Raw genomic sequence first — 16,406 nt, 5'->3', positions numbered from 1 at the left:
CTGACATCACGGACATGACCATGACTCCCCAACTCGGATTGCGTACCCTGCTCCTGCTGGCCCTGGTGGCCGTCAGCACGCTGGTGCTGGTCGCGCCCGAACTCTTCGGCGCGCGCACCAACGCGACCAGCGCGGCCCTGCTCTCGATGCTGCACCTGGGACATGCCTGATCGATGGGCAAGCTTGAATACCTGGAGGCGCTGAAACGCGCCATGCTCGGCCTGCCGCCGGAACTGCAGGCCAAGACCCTGGCATGGTACGAACAGCGCTTTGTCGACGGCATGGCCGCCGGCCGCGCGGAGCCCGACATCGCACGCGAACTGGACGACCCGACCAAGGTCGCCCTGACCCTGCGCACCAGCACCCACATGCACGCCTTCAAGGAGCAGAAGAACCCGGCCAACCTGCTGCGCCTGCTGGTGTCCGTGGTCGGCCTGCTGATCTTCAACCTCTTCATGGTGATCCCGGCGGCCGTATTCGGCTCGCTGCTGGCGGCGCTGTACGCCGGCGCCTTCGCTTTTTATGTGGGCGGCATCGCGATCACGGCCGCGGGCCTGGCCGGCGCCAACGAACTCGTGCTCGACGGGCCGCTGCGCCACGTCATCGACGGCCAGGCCGACGATGGCGTGCGCACCCGGGTCTCGATCGGCGACACCGGCATCGAGGTCAGCCAGGACCGGGCGAACGAGACGCAGCCGCAGCCCGACCTCGATCCCGACGCCGGCGAAGGCTCGCGCGTGATCCGCGGCGCCGAGCGCGTGGCCAACAGCGGCATCCGCATCTCGACCGAGGTCGACGACGAGTCGCGCGCCACCCAGACCGTGCTCGGCCTGTCGATGGTGCTGGGCGGGATCGTGCTGTTCCTGGTCTCGATCGTCGTCAGCCGCTACGCCGCGCTCGGCGTGAAGCGCTACCTGCAAATGAACATGTCCCTGCTCCGGGGCAGCTGAGGAGAGACCATGCGTTCCCTGTTCAAGGTCGGCCTCGGCCTCCTGCTCCTCGCTTTCGTCCTGATTGGCCTGTCCTACGGCATGCTGCGCGCCCAGGGCGGCACGGCCCGCTACGACCAGGTTCGTACCCGCCTGGTGGGCGACGAACAGCGGAACATCACGCGCCAAGTGCGCGCCGTCGAACTGAGCGGCCCGATCGACCTGACGCTGCGCTACGGCGCCGAACCCTCGCTGGTCGTACGCGGCGAGCAGCGCCTGCTGGCCAACATCGAGACCAGCCAGACGGGCCGCGTGCTGCACATCGGCACCCGCGGCATCGTGCTGCGCCACCGCCAGCCGATCGAGGTCGAACTGACCCTGCCGAGCCTGGAGCGGGTCGGCGTCGACGGCAGCGGCGACACCCGCATCAACGGTTTTTCAGGCGAACGCATCGAGCTGGAACTGAACGGTTCCGGCAGCGTCGACTTCAACGGCCGCTACCGCCAGGCCAAGGCCGTCGTCCACGGCACCGGCGAACTGACGCTCGATGCCGGCAACGGCGACAAGGTGGAAGCGGAACTCACCGGCGGCGGCACCATTACCCTGGCCGGCGCCGCACGCAGCTTCGAAGCGGTGTCGAACGGCTCGGGCACGCTGGACGCCCAGCGCCTGCGCGCCGAAGCCGTCAAGGTTCGCCAGACCGGCTCAGGCAATGCCAGCGTGACCGCCCATGCGACCGTGGCGGCGGCGGTGAGCGGTAGCGGCGATATCGACGTGTATGGGAATCCGCCGGAGCGCAGCATCAGCCGCACAGGTAGCGGGGACGTGCACTTCGATCACTAAGGCGAGGGCTTACGTAGGGTGGGCTCCGCCCACGCGGTGATCGTTATCGGCTCCGATTTCGTGCCTGACGATCTCGCCGGCGCGTATCACCGCGTGGAGTCGGGACTCCACCCTACGTCGCCACGTATCGCAACACGCCGGTCGCCGCGGCGCGTCCGCTGGCAAAGCAAGCCGTGAGCAGATAACCGCCCGTCGGCGCTTCCCAGTCCAGCATCTCTCCCGCCACGAACACGCCCGGCACGGCGCGCAGCATGCCGTTCGCATCGAGCGCCTCGAAACGCACGCCGCCGGCGCTGCTGATCGCTTCCTCGATCGGACGCGGACGTTTCAATCTGAGCGGCAGCGCCTTGATCGCGGCGGCCAGCGTCTCTTCGTCCTGGTATGCGCTCTTGCTCAGGCACTCGTGCAGCAGGCCCGCCTTCACGCCCTTGATCCCGAGCCGGCTTTGCAGATGGCTGGACATCGAACGGGCGCCGCGCGGACGCAGCACCTCGGCGCGTACCCGCTCGGCATCGAGATCGGGTGCGAGGTCGAGCCAGACGGTGGTGTCGCCGCGCGCCGCGATCTGGTCGCGCAGGACGCTGGACAAGGCATACACCAGGCTGCCCTCGATGCCGGTGGCCGTCACCACGAACTGGCCCTGGCGCCGCGCCCGCTGGCCTGCGCGGTCTTCGTATTCGACGACCACCGTGATCAGGGGCGCACCCGCATGCTTCTCGCTGAAATGCGGCGACCAGTCGGTATCGAAGCCGCAGTTTGCCGGCACCAGGGGCGCCACCTCCACGCTGCGTTCAGCCAGCAGCGGCACCCAGGCCGCGTCCGATCCCAGGCGCGGCCAGCTGGCGCCGCCGAGGGCGAGCAGGACAGCATCGAAGCGCTCACTGCGTTCACCATCCGGCGTCGCGAAGCGCAGGTGTTCTCCCTCCCAGCCCAGCCAGCGGTGGCGCATGTGAAAGCGCACGCCGGCTTCGCGCAGGCGGTGCAGCCAGGCGCGCAGCAGCGGCGCGGCCTTCATCTCGAGCGGGAACACGCGCCCCGAACTGCCGACGAAGGTATCGATGCCGAGACCATGGATCCACCCGCGCACGGCGCCCGGTGTGAAATCGGTCAGCCATGCGCCGACCTCGCCGCTGCGCGCGCCGTAGCGGCGCACGAAGTCCTCGTACGGCTCCGAATGGGTGATGTTCATGCCGCCCTTCCCGGCCAGCAGGAATTTACGCGCCACCGAGGGCATCGCATCGAAGACCTCGACCTGGACGCCGCCCGCCGCCAGGACTTCGGCCGCCATCAGGCCGGCGGGGCCGCCGCCGACGATGGCGACACGGGGAGAGGTTTGTGGAGTGGAGCGCATGCTGGGCCAATCGGGAACGGGACGCGCATTGTAGTCCAGATTAGGCTGCGTTAAAAACATATGTAAAGGGTGCTTGACATCAGAATCGGTTGCGCCTACGATGTAAAGCATACTTTACAGTCAAGTAGACTTTACATCAAAGGAGACCACCGTGCACGAAAAACGCGCCGCTAAAATCTACATGCGCGAGCTGATCGCTTCCATCGCGCTCTACACGATCATCCTGATGGCGGCCATCCGCTTCGGGCGTCCGATGGAACCGGGCGTACTTCGTACCGTGGTTTTGCTGACGCCGATGATCGGTTTCGCGGCTGCCCTCTGGGCCATCGTGCGCCAGATCCAGCGCGCCGACGAGTACATCCGCATGCGCCTGCTGGAAAACGTCGCGCTGGGGGCGGCGATCACGGCGGGCCTGACCTTCACCTACGGTTTCCTCGAGACCGCCGGCTACCCGAAGCTGTCGATGTTCACGGTGTGGTGCGTGCTGTGCCTGTCGGTGGCCGCGGTGCAGCTGATCCGCAAGGTACTCGACCGATGAACAACCATATCAAGGAGCTTCGCGCCGAGCAGGGCTGGAGCCAGGCCCGCCTGGCCGAGCTGCTGGACGTCTCGCGCCAGACCGTGATCGCCATCGAGACCGGCCGCTACGACCCCAGCCTGCCGCTTGCCTTCGCGATTGCCCGACTGTTTCAACAACCGATCGAAGCCATTTTCAATCCCGACCAGGAGCCAGCATGAAAGCGTCCCGCACTACAGCGTCCCTTTTGTTTGCACTGTTGTTTGCCGCAGCCTCGCCAAGCTTCGCCGCCGATCCGCAGCCCCAGCAGCAACCGAACCGCTTCGCCCAAGCCATCGCGCCTGCCGAGCGCTTCGAGATCAAGGGCATGCTGGTCGAGCGCCATGGCAGCGGCGGCCGGCCGCTGGTGCTGATTCCGGGCCTGGCCACTGGCGGCTGGGTGTGGCAGGAAACGGTGCGTACCTTCGCCGGCACGAATACCGTGTACGTGGTGACCCTGCCCGGCTTCGACGGCCGTCCCGCAGTCGAGGGCAACCCTTTCGACGCCGCTCGGGACGCGCTGAAGGAACTGGTCGTCTCGCGCCGCCTGGCCAAGCCCGTCCTGGTCGGGCATAGCCTGGGCGCGACGCTGGCGATCGCCCTGTCCGAGGACATCCCCGAGCGCATCGGCGGCGCCGTCGCCATCGACGGCCTGCCGGTAATGCCGCGTAGCGAGGACTTGCCGCCCGAGCAGCGCGCCGCCATGGCCGAGAACATGCGCAAGCAGATGGCCGCCAGCACGGGACCGGCCTTCGCTGCCCAGCAGCGCCAGTACATGCGCGCCATCGGCAGCACCGACATGGGCAAGGCCGACGATATCGCCCGGCTCACCAGCCGCAGCGATCCGCAGGCGGTGGCCGCGTATGTAGGCGCCGTGATGGCGGCCGACCTGCGCCCCGGCTTGGCGAAGATCCAGGCGCCGGTGCTGGTGCTCGCACCGTTCTACGGCCCGGACAGCGCCGCCATGGGCGGCATATCCGCAAGCGACAAGGTGGCGTATTATCGGGAACTGATGACCGGCACCCCGAAGCTGGACGTCGTACAAATCGACAACGCGCGCCACTTTGCCATGATCGACCAGCCGGCAGCCCTGAACGACGCCTTGCGCAACTTCCTGAAAAAACTGTAAAAGGAGACAGCATGCCACCCATGAGCCACTGGATCGTCCAGTACCTGATCGCCGTCGTCACGATGACCGCCCTGCTGGTCGGCATCGACATGCTGGGCGGCGAGACCTTCATGCGGGCCCTGCTGTCGGGCGCCGCCTGGGCGGCGGTCGCCTCCGCCCTCTTCATCGGCACCCGCTACCGCAACATGAAGCGCAACATCGCCTGTGGCGTGTGCGACGCGCTCGACCGTAAATAAGTTCCTTCCTCCTCCTTGATGGCCTTTGGATCCACCCAGCCGGGTGGGTCCATACTCATCTGTTATTCACAGTGCATTTGTTAAGAAAACAAGATACTGCTTGACAAGCTTTATCAAGAGAATATTCTTGTAAGCACTGACAAGCGGACGATGGGAGCCCAGATGCCCCCACGATTCGCCTGGGGCACACGGCCCGGTAGTGTCGTTTTACTCATCTTGGAGGATGAATATGTCGTTGAAGACAGGGCCGATCCTGGCTCGTAGAACCCTGCTGGGCGCGATCGCGTCCAGTCCCCTGTGGCTCGGCAATGCCTGGGCCGCTTCCCAGGCGATGAAGATCTCGCATCAGTTCCCCGGCGGCAGCGTGATGGAAGGCGACTTCCGCGACCGGCTATGCCGCATGTTCGCGGCCAACGTCGAAAAGCGCACCCGCGGCAGCCTGAAATTTTCGATCTATCCGAACGCCGCCCTGATGGCGCCGAACGCCCAGTTCGGCGCGCTGAAGAAAGGCAGCCTCGAACTGGCCCTGGTGCCGCTGTCCTATGCGGCCGCCGAGTCGCCGGAATCGAACATCGGCCTGATGCCGGGCCTGGTAACTTCGTACGCCCAGGGCTATGGCTGGAAGAACGCCGAAGTCGGCAAGGAGCTGACCCGCATCCTGGCCGACCAGGGCCTGGTGGTGATCAGCTGGATCTGGCAGGCCGGTGGTGTCGCCGCCCGCGGCACGCCGATCCTGGCGCCGGAAGACACGCGCGGCCTGAAGGTGCGCGGCGGCTCGCGCGAAATGGACCTGATCCTGCAGGAAGCCGGCGCCACCATCGTCAACGTGCCCTCGAACGACATCCACGCCGCGATGAAGAGCGGCGCCCTGGACGCGGCCTTCACGTCCTCGACCTCGCTGATGTCCTTCCGCCTGCAGGACGTCTCGCGTTCGCTGACCACGGCGCGCAGCGGCGGCTACTGGTTCATGCTCGAACCCCTCTTGATGTCGAAGACGGTCTTCGACCGCCTGCACAAGGACCAGCAGGCCGCGATCATGGCCGTTGGCGCCGAGCTGGAGCAGTTCGCGCTGCGCATGGCCCAGGCCGACGACGCGGCGGTGGCCAACGTCTACTCGCGCACCGGCGCGCGCGTGGTCGACATGGATGCCGAGGCGCTCAGGAAGTGGCAGGAGATGGCGCGTACGACGGCGTGGGCTGCCTACGGCGCGCGCAACGAGAACTGCGCGAAGCTGCTGGCCCTGGCCGAGAAATCGATCGCGGCGATGTAAGAACAAGGGCGGCCCTGGCCGCCCGTTTTGCTTATCCGCCGGTCACGGGCGGGAAAAAAGCCACTTCGCCCCCATCGCTGATTTCCCTCTCCGGTCCGCACATGACGTGCGCGAAGGCGGTGCGCAGCGCACGGTCCGGACCGAGCGCTTCCGCCCACGCGCCACCACGCTGGACCAGATACTCGCGTACGGCACCAACCGTGGTCACGCCTTCCGGCAGTTCGATACGTTCGCCGGCGACGCCCAGGGCCTCGCGCACGGACGCGAAAAATCGCAGTTCGATGTGCATGTCTTTAGTGTTGAAGTTCGGCGAAGGGAATGAAGCGCACGATGTCGCCCTCGTTGATGGCGCGGCCCGGCGGATTGTCGATCAGGCCATCGCCCCAGACGGTCGACGTCAGCACGCCCGAGCTCTGGTTCGGGAACAGGTCCAGGCCGCCGCCGGCATTCACGCGCGCGCGCAGGAATTCGTTGCGGCGGTCGGCCTTCGGCAGAGTGAAGTCCGCACGCAACTGCCAGGCGCGCGGCTCCACAGGGCCGCTCACGCCCTGCAGGCGCAGCAGGAAGGGACGCACAAACAACAGGAAGGTCACGAAACTCGAGACCGGATTGCCTGGCAGGCCGAGGAAGAACGCGCTGCCGCCTTCTTTGCGCACCTCGCCAAACGCAAGCGGCTTGCCCGGCTTGACCGCGATCTGCCACATGTTCAGCTGGCCCTCGGCTTCCACCGCGGGCTTGATGTGGTCTTCCTCGCCGACCGAGACGCCGCCCGAGGTGATGATCAGGTCGTTCTCGCGCGCCGCTTCACGCAGAGTCGCGCGCGTGGCTGCCAAAGAGTCCGGGACGATGCCGAAGTCGTTGATCACGCAGCCGAAGTTCTCCAGCAGGCCGCGCAGCGTAAACCGGTTGGAGTTATAGATCGCTCCGGGAGCCAGCGCGCCACCCGGCGCTTCGCCCGGCATGGTGAGTTCATCGCCGGTGAAGAAGACGGCCACGCGCAGGCGCCGCCGAACCGGCAGGCTGGCCAGTCCGACGGATGCCGCCAGGCCCAGCTCCTGGCTGCGCAGGCGCGTGCCGGCAGCGAGGATGGTGGCGCCGGCCTGGATATCCTCGCTGGTGCGGCGGATCCACTCGCCGCTCTTCGGCGTGTGGCGAATGGTGACGATGTCGCCGGCCAGCTCGCACTGTTCCTGCATCACGACGGCGTCGGCGCCTTGCGGAATCATGGCGCCGGTGAAGATGCGCGCCGCGGTGCCTGGCTTCAGGGGCTGGCCCACCTGCCCGGCCGGGATGCGCTGCGCCACGCGCAGGGCCGCGCCGCCGTTCACGCAATCGACCGCGCGCACGGCATAACCGTCCATCGAGGTGTTGTCGGCCGAGGGCACGTCGATGGTCGAGGCCTGGTCCGCGGCCAGCACGCGGCCGTTGGCCTCCAGCGTTGGAACGGTGTCGATGTCCGTCACCGGCCGCGCGGCGGCCAGCAAGGTATCGAGCGCCTCGCGCACCGACAGCATCGGGCGCGGCGCCGGTTTCTCCTGAGCGCTCATCGTCACAGGCCCGTGTGCGCGGCGATGAAGGTCTTCATCTCGTCCACGTTCGGACGCATGAGGACGAACTTCTGCGGCAGCGACTCGATGTCTTCGAAGCCGGCCGGGCGCTCGGCGTCGGTGCCCAGGGCTTCGAGGATGGTCTCGTTGAACTTCGCGGCCAGCGCGGTTTCCAGCACGATCATCGTCACGCCTGGCGTCATGTGCTCGCGAGCGACCTTGATGCCGTCGGCCGTGTGGGTGTCGATCACGATGCCGTAGTCGTCGGCCACCATGCGGATCGTCTCGAGGCGATCAAGGTGGGTCGATTTACCCGACACGAAGCCGTATTCGCCGACGCGCCTGAATTCGTCGCCGTCCGCATCCGGGCCGCCCGAGAGGTCGAAGCCGCCGTGGGTCTCCACTTTACGGAACAGTGCGTGGGTGCGCTCGCTGTCGCGCCCGACCAGGTCGTAGATGAAGCGTTCGAAGTTCGAGGCCTTCGAGATGTCCATCGACGGGCTGCTGGTGTGGTAGGTCTCGCTGGACTTGCGCACGCGGTAGACGCCGGTGCGGAAGAATTCGTCGAGCACGTCGTTCTCGTTGGTGGCGACCACCAGTTTGTCGATCGGCAGGCCCATCATGCGCGCGATGTGGCCGGCGCAGATGTTGCCGAAGTTCCCCGACGGGACCGTGAACGAAACCTTTTGGGAGTTAGCGGTGGTGGCGGCCAGGTAGCCGCGGAAGTAGTACACCACCTGGGCCACGACGCGCGCCCAGTTGATCGAGTTGACGGTGCCGATCTTGTGGCGCGCCTTGAAGGACAGGTCGTTCGACACGGCCTTGACCAGGTCCTGGCAATCGTCGAACACGCCCTCGACCGCGATGTTGAAGATGTTCGGGTCCTGCAGGCTGAACATCTGGGCGGTCTGGAAGGGGCTCATCTTCCCGGCGGGCGAGAGCATGAACACGCGCACGCCGCGCTTGCCGCGCATCGCGTACTCGGCGGCGCTGCCGGTGTCGCCCGAGGTGGCGCCGAAGATGTTCAGCTCATCCTCGTTCTTGGCCAGCGCGTATTCGAACAGGTTGCCCAGCAACTGCATCGCCATGTCCTTGAAGGCCAGGGTCGGGCCGTTCGACAGGGCCTGTAATACAAGCTTCCGACCGCCCTCTTCTTCCAGGGTGCGCAGCGGCGTGATGTCGCTTGCCGACTCCTCGGCGCGCGCGTTGCGGTAGACATCGGCCGTATAGGTCTTCGCCGTGAGCGCCTTGATGTCGGCGTCGGGAATGTCGGTCGCGAATTTACGCAGGATCTCGTAGGCCAGTTCGGCATACGGCAGCTTGCGCCAGGCGTTCAGTTCCTCGCCGCTGACGCGCGGGTATTCGGCCGGCATGAACAGGCCGCCGTCGGGGGCCAGGCCGCCGAGCAGGATCGAAGAGAAGGTTTCGGGATTGCGGGAAGCGGACGCGCTGGTCGCGCGGGTAGACACGTATTGCATGTTTGGATGATCCGGTTGGGCTCGCGTTGATCTTTTATTATAGTGCGAGCGGCGGAATCCTGTTTGCGGACGGGTTTTGGGGGGGCTGGCGGCGCTCCGCGGATACGTTCGTAACGCGGGCATGCCCGCCCTACGGTGCACCGCGGTCTCGAGTTAACTCGTTGGCCGTCGTGTAACGTAGGGCGGGCATGCCCGCGTATACGTGTCAACGAAAACCCGGCCGCCGGTTCGCACCAGCGGCCACAGAAAACCGGCACTCAACACGCCGCGTGATTCACCGTCACCACATGAATCGCCAGCCCGCCAAGCGAGGTCTCCTTGTACTTCACCTGCATGTCCGCCCCCGTCTGGCGCATGGTCTCGATGGCGTTGTCCAGGCTGACGAAGTGGGTGCCGTCGCCCTTCAGCGCCAGCGAGGCCGCCGTGATCGCCTTGATCGCGCCCATGCCGTTGCGCTCGATGCAGGGAATCTGCACCAGGCCGCCGATCGGGTCGCAGGTCATGCCGAGGTGGTGCTCGATGCCGATTTCGGCCGCGTTCTCGATCTGTTCGTTGGTGCCGCCCAGTGCCGCCACCAGCCCCGCCGCCGCCATCGCGCAGGCGACGCCGACTTCGCCCTGGCAGCCGACTTCGGCGCCCGAGATCGAGGCGTTGCGCTTGCAGAGCATGCCGATCGCGCTCGAAGTCAGCAGGAAGTCACGGATGCCCTTCACCGAGTCCGTCGGGCGGCAATCCTCGGCGTAGTAGCGCAGCACCGCCGGGATGATGCCCGCCGCGCCATTGGTCGGTGCGGTCACCACACGGCCGCCGGCCGCATTCTCTTCGTTGACGGCCATCGCATACAGCGTGACCTGGTGGGTCGCGTCATGCGGCAGTTCGTTCACGCGCTTGCCTTCGATGCAGTGGGCCTGCTTCCACAGCGTGGCGGCGCGGCGCTTGACGTTCAGGCCGCCCGGCAGCTGGCCGTGGGTGACCAGGCCGTGCGCGATACAGTCGCGCATGGTCTGCCAGATCCGGTCCAGGCCCGCGTCCAGCTCCGCTTCGCTCATGCGCGCCAGCTCGTTCGCACGCAGCATGTGCGGTATCGAGAGAGAGTGCGCGCGGCCTTGCTCCAGCAGCTCGGCCATCGTGGTGAAGGGGAACGGCACCTGCACGCTGCCGGCTTCCGGTGCGCGCTGGGTCTCGCCCGCCGCCGTGATGAAGCCGCCGCCGACCGAGTAGAAAATGCGCTCGACGACGCTGCCGTCCTTCAGCTGCAGCACGAAGCGCATGCCGTTCGGGTGCTCGGGCAGGGTCGACTGCTTGTGCCAGACCAGGTTGGTCTTCATCGAGAACGGCACTTCCTTCGTGCCGAGCAGGCGCAGCACGCCGTCGAGCTCCGCTTCGGCCAGCTTGTCTTCGACCGTGTCGGGATCGATGTCTTGCGGGGTTTCACCCATCAGGCCGAGGATGACGGCTTTGTCGGTGGCGTGGCCGACGCCGGTCAGCGCCAGCGAGCCATACAAATGGGCCTCGACGCCCATCGCATCAATGAGCGGACCGCACTCGACGAGGAAGCGCCGCGCCGCCACCATCGGGCCCACGGTGTGTGAGCTCGATGGGCCGATACCGATCTTGAACAGATCGAAAACACTCATGTCCATGTTTAGCTTGTCTCTTTAATTTTTATTATTTTGTTTGTATTACGCCGTGACGCTGACGTCGATATTCTCGAGCATGCTGGCCACCATCTCTTCGATGCCGACACGGGCTTTCCAGCCCCAGTCGCTTGTGGCGCGGCTGTCGTCCAGGCTCTTCGGCCAGGTATCGGCGATCTGCTGGCGGCTGTCCGGCTTGTAGGCGATCTCGAAGCTCGGGACGGCCTTGCGGATGCTGGCCGCCAGTTCGCGCGGGTTGAACGAGACGCCGGCCACATTGTAGGAGGAACGTATCTTGACCTGCTCCGCGGGCGCGTCCATCAGCTCGATGGTGGCGCGGATCGCGTCCGGCATGTAGATCATCGGCAGCGTGGTCTCGGGGCCGAGGAAGCATTCGTAGGTCTCGCCCTTCAGGGCCGCGTGGAAGATCGCGATCGCGTAGTCGGTGGTGCCGCCGCCCGGAGGCGATTTAAAACTGATGATGCCCGGGTAGCGGATGCTGCGTACGTCCACGCCATACTTGGTGTGGTAGTACTCGCAGAGGCGCTCGCCGGCGAGTTTGCTGATGCCGTAGATCGTGGTCGGGTCCATCACCGTGTACTGCGGCGTGTTCTCGCTCGGCGTGTTCGGGCCGAAGGCGGCGATCGACGAAGGCCAGAACACCTTCAAGGGCTTGCCTGCCTCGCCGCGCTCGCGCGCGACTTCCAGGATGTTCAGGAGGCCGTCCATGTTCAGGGTCCAGGCCTTCAGGGGCGCCTGTTCGCCGGTAGCCGACAGCAGCGCGGCCAGCTGGTAGACCTGGGTCACACCCTCTTCCTCGACCAGCGACATCAGGCGCGCCTTGTCCAGCACGTCGAGCTGCGCATAGCGCGCGGCGCCATACACGTTGTTGCTGCCGATGTCGGTGGCGAGGACGTTCGCCGCGCCGTGTTGTTCCGCCAGCGCGGTAACGAGTTCGCTGCCGATTTGGCCGTTGGCGCCGATGATGAGGATGCGTTCCATGGAGGTTCCTAGCTTATGTACTGATTAATTATTCTTGAGGATGCCGAGTTCGCGGCCGGCCTGTTCGAAGGCCTTGAGCACGGTGTCGAGCTGTTCGCGGGTGTGCGCCGCCGACAGCTGGACGCGCACGCGCGCCTGGCCCATCGGCACCACCGGATAGAAGAAGCCCGACAGCAGCACGCCCAGTTCGAACATGCGCGCCGCGAATTTCTGCGCCACCGGCGCGTCGAACAGCATCACCGGCACCACCGGGTGGGTGCCCGGCTTGATGGTGAAGCCGATGCGCTCGATCTCCTTGCGGAAGTAGGCGGTGTTTTCATGCAGGCGGTCGCGCAGCTCGGTCGACTTCGAAATGCGGTCGAGCACCGACAGCGAGGCGCCGGCGATCATCGGGGCCAGGGTATTGGAGAACAGGTAAGGCCGCGACTTCTGGCGCAGGGTCTCGATGACTTCCTTGCGGCCCGAGGTGAAGCCGCCCATCGCGCCGCCCAGGGCCTTGCCCAGGGTGCCGGTGATGATGTCGATGCGGCCCATCACGCCGCAGTGCTCGTGGGTGCCGCGGCCGGTTGCGCCCATGAAGCCGGAGGCGTGCGATTCGTCGATGAGCGTGAGCGCGCCGTACTTGTCGGCCAGGTCGCAGATCTTGTCCAGCTGGGCGATCGTGCCGTCCATCGAGAAGGCGCCGTCGGTGACGATGACTTTATGGCGCTTGCCGGCGGCGGTGGCGGCTTGCAGCTGCGCTTCCAGGTCGGCCATGTCGTTGTTGGCGTAGCGGTAGCGCGCGGCCTTGCACAGGCGGATGCCGTCGATGATCGAGGCGTGGTTCAGGGCGTCCGAGATGATGGCGTCGTTCTCGTCGAACAGCGGTTCGAACACGCCGCCGTTGGCATCAAAAGCAGCGGCGTACAGGATCGTGTCTTCGGTGCCGAGGAATTCGGAGAGCTTACGCTCGAGTTCCTTGTGCACGGTCTGGGTGCCGCAGATGAAGCGTACCGAGGACAGGCCATACCCGTACTTTTGCAGCGCCGCTTCGGCCGCCTTCTGGGTCTCGAGGTCGCCCGACAGGCCGAGGTAATTATTGGCGCACATATTGATCAGGGTGCGGCCGTCTTCGGATTCCACCACCGCGCCCTGGCGCGAGGCGAGCACGCGCTCCGGCTTGAACAGGCCCTGCTCGCGCAGGGTGGACAGGTTCTGCTGGAGGCCGCTATAGAAGGCGTTCTTCGCTCCGTCACTCATTTGATTACCTCGTCTGTGGATGCCGGCTTGACCGGCGGTTGGACTATGCTGTACCGTTCCTCGATCGCCGCAACTTTTCGCTATCGCGTTACGTTTTCGGTATCTCGAACTGAAATTCAATATAATGAATATTACGCCCACCTGTTGAACTTGGCAAGCTGCGACGTTCCACTAATAAACAACGCTGTCCTGAACATGAAAACCCTGGCCACGACCAACAACGCCCCGCCCGAAGTCGGCGCCACCCTGCAGCGCCTGCGCCTGGCGCGCGGCCTGACGCTGGAGGACCTCTCGCGCATCGCCGGCGTCTCGAAGTCGATGCTGTCGCAGATCGAGCGCGAAAAGGCGAATCCTACCATCGCCATCACCTGGCGTCTCGCCAACGCGCTCGGCGTGCAAATCGGCGAACTGCTGGCCTCGGAAGCGCCCAATGTCGAGGCGATCCGCGTGCTGGACGCGCACGAAACGCCGACCCTGCCCGGTACTCACGCCGGCTACACCCTGCGCATCCTGGGGCCGATGGAACTGGCCGGGCAGTACGAATGGTACGAACTGACCCTGGCGCCGGGTGGCGAGCTGGCCTCGCAGGCGCATGATCCGGGGACCAAGGAACACATGACCGTGATCAACGGCACGCTCGAGGTCGAGGTGGGGTCGTCGAAGCGCAAGGTCAAGGCGGGCGGGACGGCGCGCTATCCGGCGGACCAGGATCACATCGTGCGCAATATCGGGAAGACGGAGGCGAAGGCCTTGTTGGTGGTGGTGCACAGATAAACATTTGTTTTTCAGGGTTAAACAATTGTTTATCCAGGCCGCGTAGACGCACAGGGCGTACCGCGTGCGCACAAGTGCGCACCCTACAAACCCGTCTTCCGTAGGGTGCGCACTTGTGCGCACGCCGTCGAACGGTAGCGCAGTCGCAAACAAAAAGCGAACGGGCCAGTCGATGATTCGACTGGCCCGTTGCTAATCTGCCTGGGCGGCCCGTGAGCCTCCTCCCACATTACATCTTCAGCGCCTTGCTCAGGAAGCCCCAGCGATCCGCCACTTCCTCGATCTGCTTGGCCGTCGGCTTGCCCGCGCCATGCCCCGCCTTGGTGTCGATGCGGATGATGACGGGGTTGCAGCCGGCCTGCGCGGCCTGGGCGGTGGCGGCGAACTTGAAGCTGTGCGCCGGGACCACGCGGTCGTCGTGGTCGGCCGTGGTCACCATCGTGGCCGGGTACTGCGTGCCGGCCTTCAGGTTATGCAGCGGCGAGTACTTCACCAGCGCCTTGAACTCGTCCGGGTTGTCGGCCGAGCCGTAGTCCGAGGTCCAGGCCCAGCCGATCGTGAACTTGTGGAAGCGCAGCATGTCCATCACGCCCACCATCGGAATCGCCGCACCGAACAGGTCCGGACGCTGGGTCATCGCGGCGCCCACCAGCAGGCCGCCGTTGCTGCCGCCGCCGATCGCCAGTTTCGATGGCGAAGTCACCTTGTTCGCCACCAGCCACTCGGCCGCGCCGATGAAGTCGTCGAACACGTTCTGCTTCTGCAGCTTGGTGCCGGCCTGGTGCCAGGATTCGCCATACTCGCCGCCGCCGCGCAGGTTGGCCACGACATACACGCCGCCCATTTCCATCCAGGCCAGGTTGGCCGGCGAGAAGCCCGGAGTCATCGAGATGTTGAAACCGCCGTAGCCGTAGAGGTAGGTCGGGTTGTTGCCGTCGAGCTTGAGGCCCTTCTTCGAGACGATGAACATCGGCACCTTGGTACCGTCGCGGCTGGTGAAGAACTGCTGGCGGGTTTCATAGGCGTTCGGGTCGAAGTCGACCTTCGGCTGGCGGAACACGCTGGTCTTGCCGCTCTTCATGTCGAGACGGTAGATCGTCGTCGGGGTTGTAAAGCCGGTGAAGGAGAAGAAGGTCTCCGAGTCGCCGCGCTTGCCGGTAAAGCCCGAGACCGAACCGATGCCCGGCAGTGCGATCTCGCGCACCAGCTTGCCCTTGAGGTCGTTCACGCGCACGACGCTCTTCGCGTCCTTCAGGTACTCGACCACCAGGCGGTCGCCGATGATGTGGGCGTTCGCCAGGGTGTCCTTCGATTCGGCGATGATCTCCTTCCAATTTTTCTCATCTGCCTTGTTCACGTCGATCGCGACAATGCGCTGGCGCGGGGCCTTACGGTCGGTCGTGAAGTAGAAGGTCGAGCCGACGTTGTCGATGAAGTCGTAGGCGGCGTCGAAGTTGTCGACCAGCGGCACGACTTTCGAATCCGGCTTGCTCAAATCCTTGATAAAGACGCGGTACTTGTGCGCCGTGCCCTTGGTCGCCGTGATCAGCAGATACTTGCCATCGTCCGTGGTCTGGGCGCGGAAGCCCCATTCCTTTTCGTCCGGACGGTCGTAGACCAGCACGTCGGCGCTTTGAGGGGTGCCGATCTTGTGGAAGTAGAGCTTCTGGAAGTAGTTCACGCCGGCCAGCTTGCTTGATTCTTCCGGCTCGTCGTAGCGGCTGTAGAAGAAGCCCTTGCCGTCCTTGGTCCAGGCCGTCTGCGAGAACTTGACCCACTTCAGGTGGTCGTCCAGGTCCTTGCCAGTCTCGATGTCGCGCACCTTCCACTCGTTCCAGTCCGAACCGGAAGCCGCGGTACCATAGGCCATCAGTTTGCCGTCAGGGCTGACTTCGACGCCGGCGAGGGCGACGGTACCGTCGGCCGCCAGCGTGTTCGGGTCGAGCAGCACGCGCGGCGTATCGTTCAGGCTTTTCATCGTGTACAGCACCGACTGGTTCTGCAGGCCGTCGTTGCGGCTGTAGAAGTAGCGGCCGCCCTCTTTCGACGGCACCGAGTAACGCTCATAGTTCCACAGCTTGGTCAGGCGCTGGCGGATTGCTTCGCGTTGCGGGATCTGGCCCAGGTAGGCCTGGGTCACCGTGTTCTGGGCGTCGACCCACTGCTTGGTCTCGGCGCTGTTCGCGTCTTCCAGCCAGCGGTATGGATCGGCAATCTGCGTGCCGTGATAGTTATCGATTTGCCCGACCTTGGCGGTGACCGGATAAGTCATTGCCGATTGGGGATCGCAGGCAGCCGGATTGGCGGCGTGCGTGCTGCCGAAGGCGGCCATCAGGGCGACGGCCAGCGTTACTTGTCTCATGTGCATATTCTTCTCGAACGTTGAAAGGCGGAATGTGCCGAGAGGCATCATAG

Annotated in this window: 17 protein-coding genes; 9 read left to right on the top strand and 8 right to left on the bottom strand. The window is 65.3% G+C overall.

Translation table 11 applies throughout. The features are described 5' to 3' along the window. The first annotated feature begins 20 nt into the window (after positions 1–20). Genes C2862_RS25170 through C2862_RS01150 form a run of 3 tightly spaced genes read left to right on the top strand, consistent with a single transcriptional unit; the run spans position 21 to position 1,772 of the window. Complete coding sequence (locus C2862_RS25170; RefSeq protein ID WP_168709974.1) at positions 21–170, top strand: hypothetical protein; 150 nt, start codon at positions 21–23, stop codon at positions 168–170. Between the two features lie 3 nt (positions 171–173). Continuing rightward, the gene (locus C2862_RS01155) at positions 174–950 is read left to right on the top strand and encodes a DUF1700 domain-containing protein (RefSeq protein WP_136218275.1); all 777 of its coding nucleotides are present in this window, start codon (positions 174–176) and stop codon (positions 948–950) included. Between the two features lie 9 nt (positions 951–959). After that, the gene (locus tag C2862_RS01150; protein ID WP_136218274.1) at positions 960–1,772 is read left to right on the top strand and encodes a head GIN domain-containing protein; all 813 of its coding nucleotides are present in this window, start codon (positions 960–962) and stop codon (positions 1,770–1,772) included. Between the two features lie 112 nt (positions 1,773–1,884). On the opposite strand, the gene C2862_RS01145 is transcribed toward C2862_RS01150, so the two are convergent. Beyond that, positions 1,885–3,123: a TIGR03862 family flavoprotein gene (locus tag C2862_RS01145; RefSeq protein WP_136218273.1), complete on the bottom strand. Its 1,239-nt coding sequence runs from the start codon at positions 3,121–3,123 to the stop codon at positions 1,885–1,887. Positions 3,124–3,274: 151 nt separating this feature from the next. Between C2862_RS01145 and C2862_RS01140 the strand changes: the two genes are divergently transcribed. The 5 genes from C2862_RS01140 (at position 3,275) to dctP (ending at position 6,314) form a co-directional block, all read left to right on the top strand. Continuing rightward, the gene (locus C2862_RS01140; protein WP_229467234.1) at positions 3,275–3,661 is read left to right on the top strand and encodes a hypothetical protein; all 387 of its coding nucleotides are present in this window, start codon (positions 3,275–3,277) and stop codon (positions 3,659–3,661) included. Then, entirely contained in the window at positions 3,658–3,861 is a 204-nt protein-coding gene (locus C2862_RS01135) for a helix-turn-helix transcriptional regulator (protein WP_136218272.1), read from the top strand. The genes C2862_RS01140 and C2862_RS01135 overlap by 4 nt, the downstream gene beginning before the upstream one ends. Then, positions 3,858–4,808 (top strand): alpha/beta fold hydrolase, encoded by a 951-nt coding sequence (locus C2862_RS01130; RefSeq protein WP_136218271.1) that lies wholly within the window; start codon positions 3,858–3,860, stop codon positions 4,806–4,808. The genes C2862_RS01135 and C2862_RS01130 overlap by 4 nt, the downstream gene beginning before the upstream one ends. An 11-nt stretch (positions 4,809–4,819) precedes the next feature. Continuing rightward, a complete protein-coding gene (locus C2862_RS01125) occupies positions 4,820–5,044 on the top strand; it encodes a hypothetical protein (protein WP_136218270.1) in 225 nt (74 codons plus the stop codon). 229 nt (positions 5,045–5,273) lie between these two features. After that, positions 5,274–6,314: a TRAP transporter substrate-binding protein DctP gene (gene dctP / locus C2862_RS01120; RefSeq protein WP_210735829.1), complete on the top strand. Its 1,041-nt coding sequence runs from the start codon at positions 5,274–5,276 to the stop codon at positions 6,312–6,314. Between the two features lie 31 nt (positions 6,315–6,345). Here the strand turns inward: dctP and moaD are convergent, their stop codons facing one another. From moaD to kbl, 6 genes are all read right to left on the bottom strand, one after another. Next, positions 6,346–6,603, bottom strand: a complete 258-nt coding sequence (moaD, locus tag C2862_RS01115; RefSeq protein ID WP_136218269.1) for a molybdopterin converting factor subunit 1 — start codon at positions 6,601–6,603, stop codon at positions 6,346–6,348. A gap of 4 nt (positions 6,604–6,607) precedes the next feature. Then, positions 6,608–7,861, bottom strand: coding sequence for a gephyrin-like molybdotransferase Glp (gene glp / locus C2862_RS01110; RefSeq protein WP_229467233.1), 1,254 nt, complete (start codon positions 7,859–7,861; stop codon positions 6,608–6,610). A gap of 2 nt (positions 7,862–7,863) precedes the next feature. Next, positions 7,864–9,339 carry a threonine synthase gene (gene thrC / locus C2862_RS01105; protein WP_136218268.1) on the bottom strand — a complete coding sequence of 492 codons (1,476 nt, stop codon included), beginning with the start codon at positions 9,337–9,339 and terminating at the stop codon, positions 7,864–7,866. Positions 9,340–9,596: 257 nt separating this feature from the next. Then, positions 9,597–10,982 carry an L-serine ammonia-lyase gene (locus C2862_RS01100; protein WP_136218267.1) on the bottom strand — a complete coding sequence of 462 codons (1,386 nt, stop codon included), beginning with the start codon at positions 10,980–10,982 and terminating at the stop codon, positions 9,597–9,599. A gap of 39 nt (positions 10,983–11,021) precedes the next feature. Next, complete coding sequence (locus tag C2862_RS01095) at positions 11,022–11,978, bottom strand: NAD-dependent epimerase/dehydratase family protein (RefSeq protein ID WP_136218266.1); 957 nt, start codon at positions 11,976–11,978, stop codon at positions 11,022–11,024. A gap of 24 nt (positions 11,979–12,002) precedes the next feature. After that, positions 12,003–13,217 (bottom strand): glycine C-acetyltransferase, encoded by a 1,215-nt coding sequence (gene kbl, locus C2862_RS01090; RefSeq protein WP_136218265.1) that lies wholly within the window; start codon positions 13,215–13,217, stop codon positions 12,003–12,005. A gap of 195 nt (positions 13,218–13,412) precedes the next feature. Between kbl and C2862_RS01085 the strand changes: the two genes are divergently transcribed. Further along, positions 13,413–13,991: a helix-turn-helix domain-containing protein gene (locus C2862_RS01085; RefSeq protein WP_136218264.1), complete on the top strand. Its 579-nt coding sequence runs from the start codon at positions 13,413–13,415 to the stop codon at positions 13,989–13,991. Between the two features lie 229 nt (positions 13,992–14,220). On the opposite strand, the gene C2862_RS01080 is transcribed toward C2862_RS01085, so the two are convergent. After that, positions 14,221–16,359 carry a prolyl oligopeptidase family protein gene (locus tag C2862_RS01080; protein ID WP_136218263.1) on the bottom strand — a complete coding sequence of 713 codons (2,139 nt, stop codon included), beginning with the start codon at positions 16,357–16,359 and terminating at the stop codon, positions 14,221–14,223. Positions 16,360–16,406: the final 47 nt, after the last annotated feature.

Source organism: Massilia sp. Mn16-1_5 (genome assembly GCF_004798585.1).
Taxonomy (GTDB): domain Bacteria; phylum Pseudomonadota; class Gammaproteobacteria; order Burkholderiales; family Burkholderiaceae_D; genus Telluria.
The sequence above is the reverse complement of the archived record's forward strand: the minus strand, read 5'-3'. Positions and strand labels throughout refer to the sequence as shown.

Coding starts and splice junctions, on each gene's coding strand:
- glp (WP_229467233.1), bottom strand. CDS start 7,861: ATGAGCGCTCAGGAGAAACCGGCGCCGCGCCCGATGCTGTCGGTGCGC.
- dctP (WP_210735829.1), top strand. CDS start 5,274: ATGTCGTTGAAGACAGGGCCGATCCTGGCTCGTAGAACCCTGCTGGGC.
- thrC (WP_136218268.1), bottom strand. CDS start 9,339: ATGCAATACGTGTCTACCCGCGCGACCAGCGCGTCCGCTTCCCGCAAT.
- C2862_RS01150 (WP_136218274.1), top strand. CDS start 960: ATGCGTTCCCTGTTCAAGGTCGGCCTCGGCCTCCTGCTCCTCGCTTTC.
- C2862_RS25170 (WP_168709974.1), top strand. CDS start 21: ATGACTCCCCAACTCGGATTGCGTACCCTGCTCCTGCTGGCCCTGGTG.
- C2862_RS01125 (WP_136218270.1), top strand. CDS start 4,820: ATGCCACCCATGAGCCACTGGATCGTCCAGTACCTGATCGCCGTCGTC.
- C2862_RS01100 (WP_136218267.1), bottom strand. CDS start 10,982: ATGGACATGAGTGTTTTCGATCTGTTCAAGATCGGTATCGGCCCATCG.
- C2862_RS01155 (WP_136218275.1), top strand. CDS start 174: ATGGGCAAGCTTGAATACCTGGAGGCGCTGAAACGCGCCATGCTCGGC.
- C2862_RS01085 (WP_136218264.1), top strand. CDS start 13,413: ATGAAAACCCTGGCCACGACCAACAACGCCCCGCCCGAAGTCGGCGCC.
- C2862_RS01095 (WP_136218266.1), bottom strand. CDS start 11,978: ATGGAACGCATCCTCATCATCGGCGCCAACGGCCAAATCGGCAGCGAA.
- C2862_RS01080 (WP_136218263.1), bottom strand. CDS start 16,359: ATGCACATGAGACAAGTAACGCTGGCCGTCGCCCTGATGGCCGCCTTC.
- C2862_RS01145 (WP_136218273.1), bottom strand. CDS start 3,123: ATGCGCTCCACTCCACAAACCTCTCCCCGTGTCGCCATCGTCGGCGGC.
- kbl (WP_136218265.1), bottom strand. CDS start 13,217: ATGAGTGACGGAGCGAAGAACGCCTTCTATAGCGGCCTCCAGCAGAAC.
- C2862_RS01130 (WP_136218271.1), top strand. CDS start 3,858: ATGAAAGCGTCCCGCACTACAGCGTCCCTTTTGTTTGCACTGTTGTTT.
- moaD (WP_136218269.1), bottom strand. CDS start 6,603: ATGCACATCGAACTGCGATTTTTCGCGTCCGTGCGCGAGGCCCTGGGC.
- C2862_RS01135 (WP_136218272.1), top strand. CDS start 3,658: ATGAACAACCATATCAAGGAGCTTCGCGCCGAGCAGGGCTGGAGCCAG.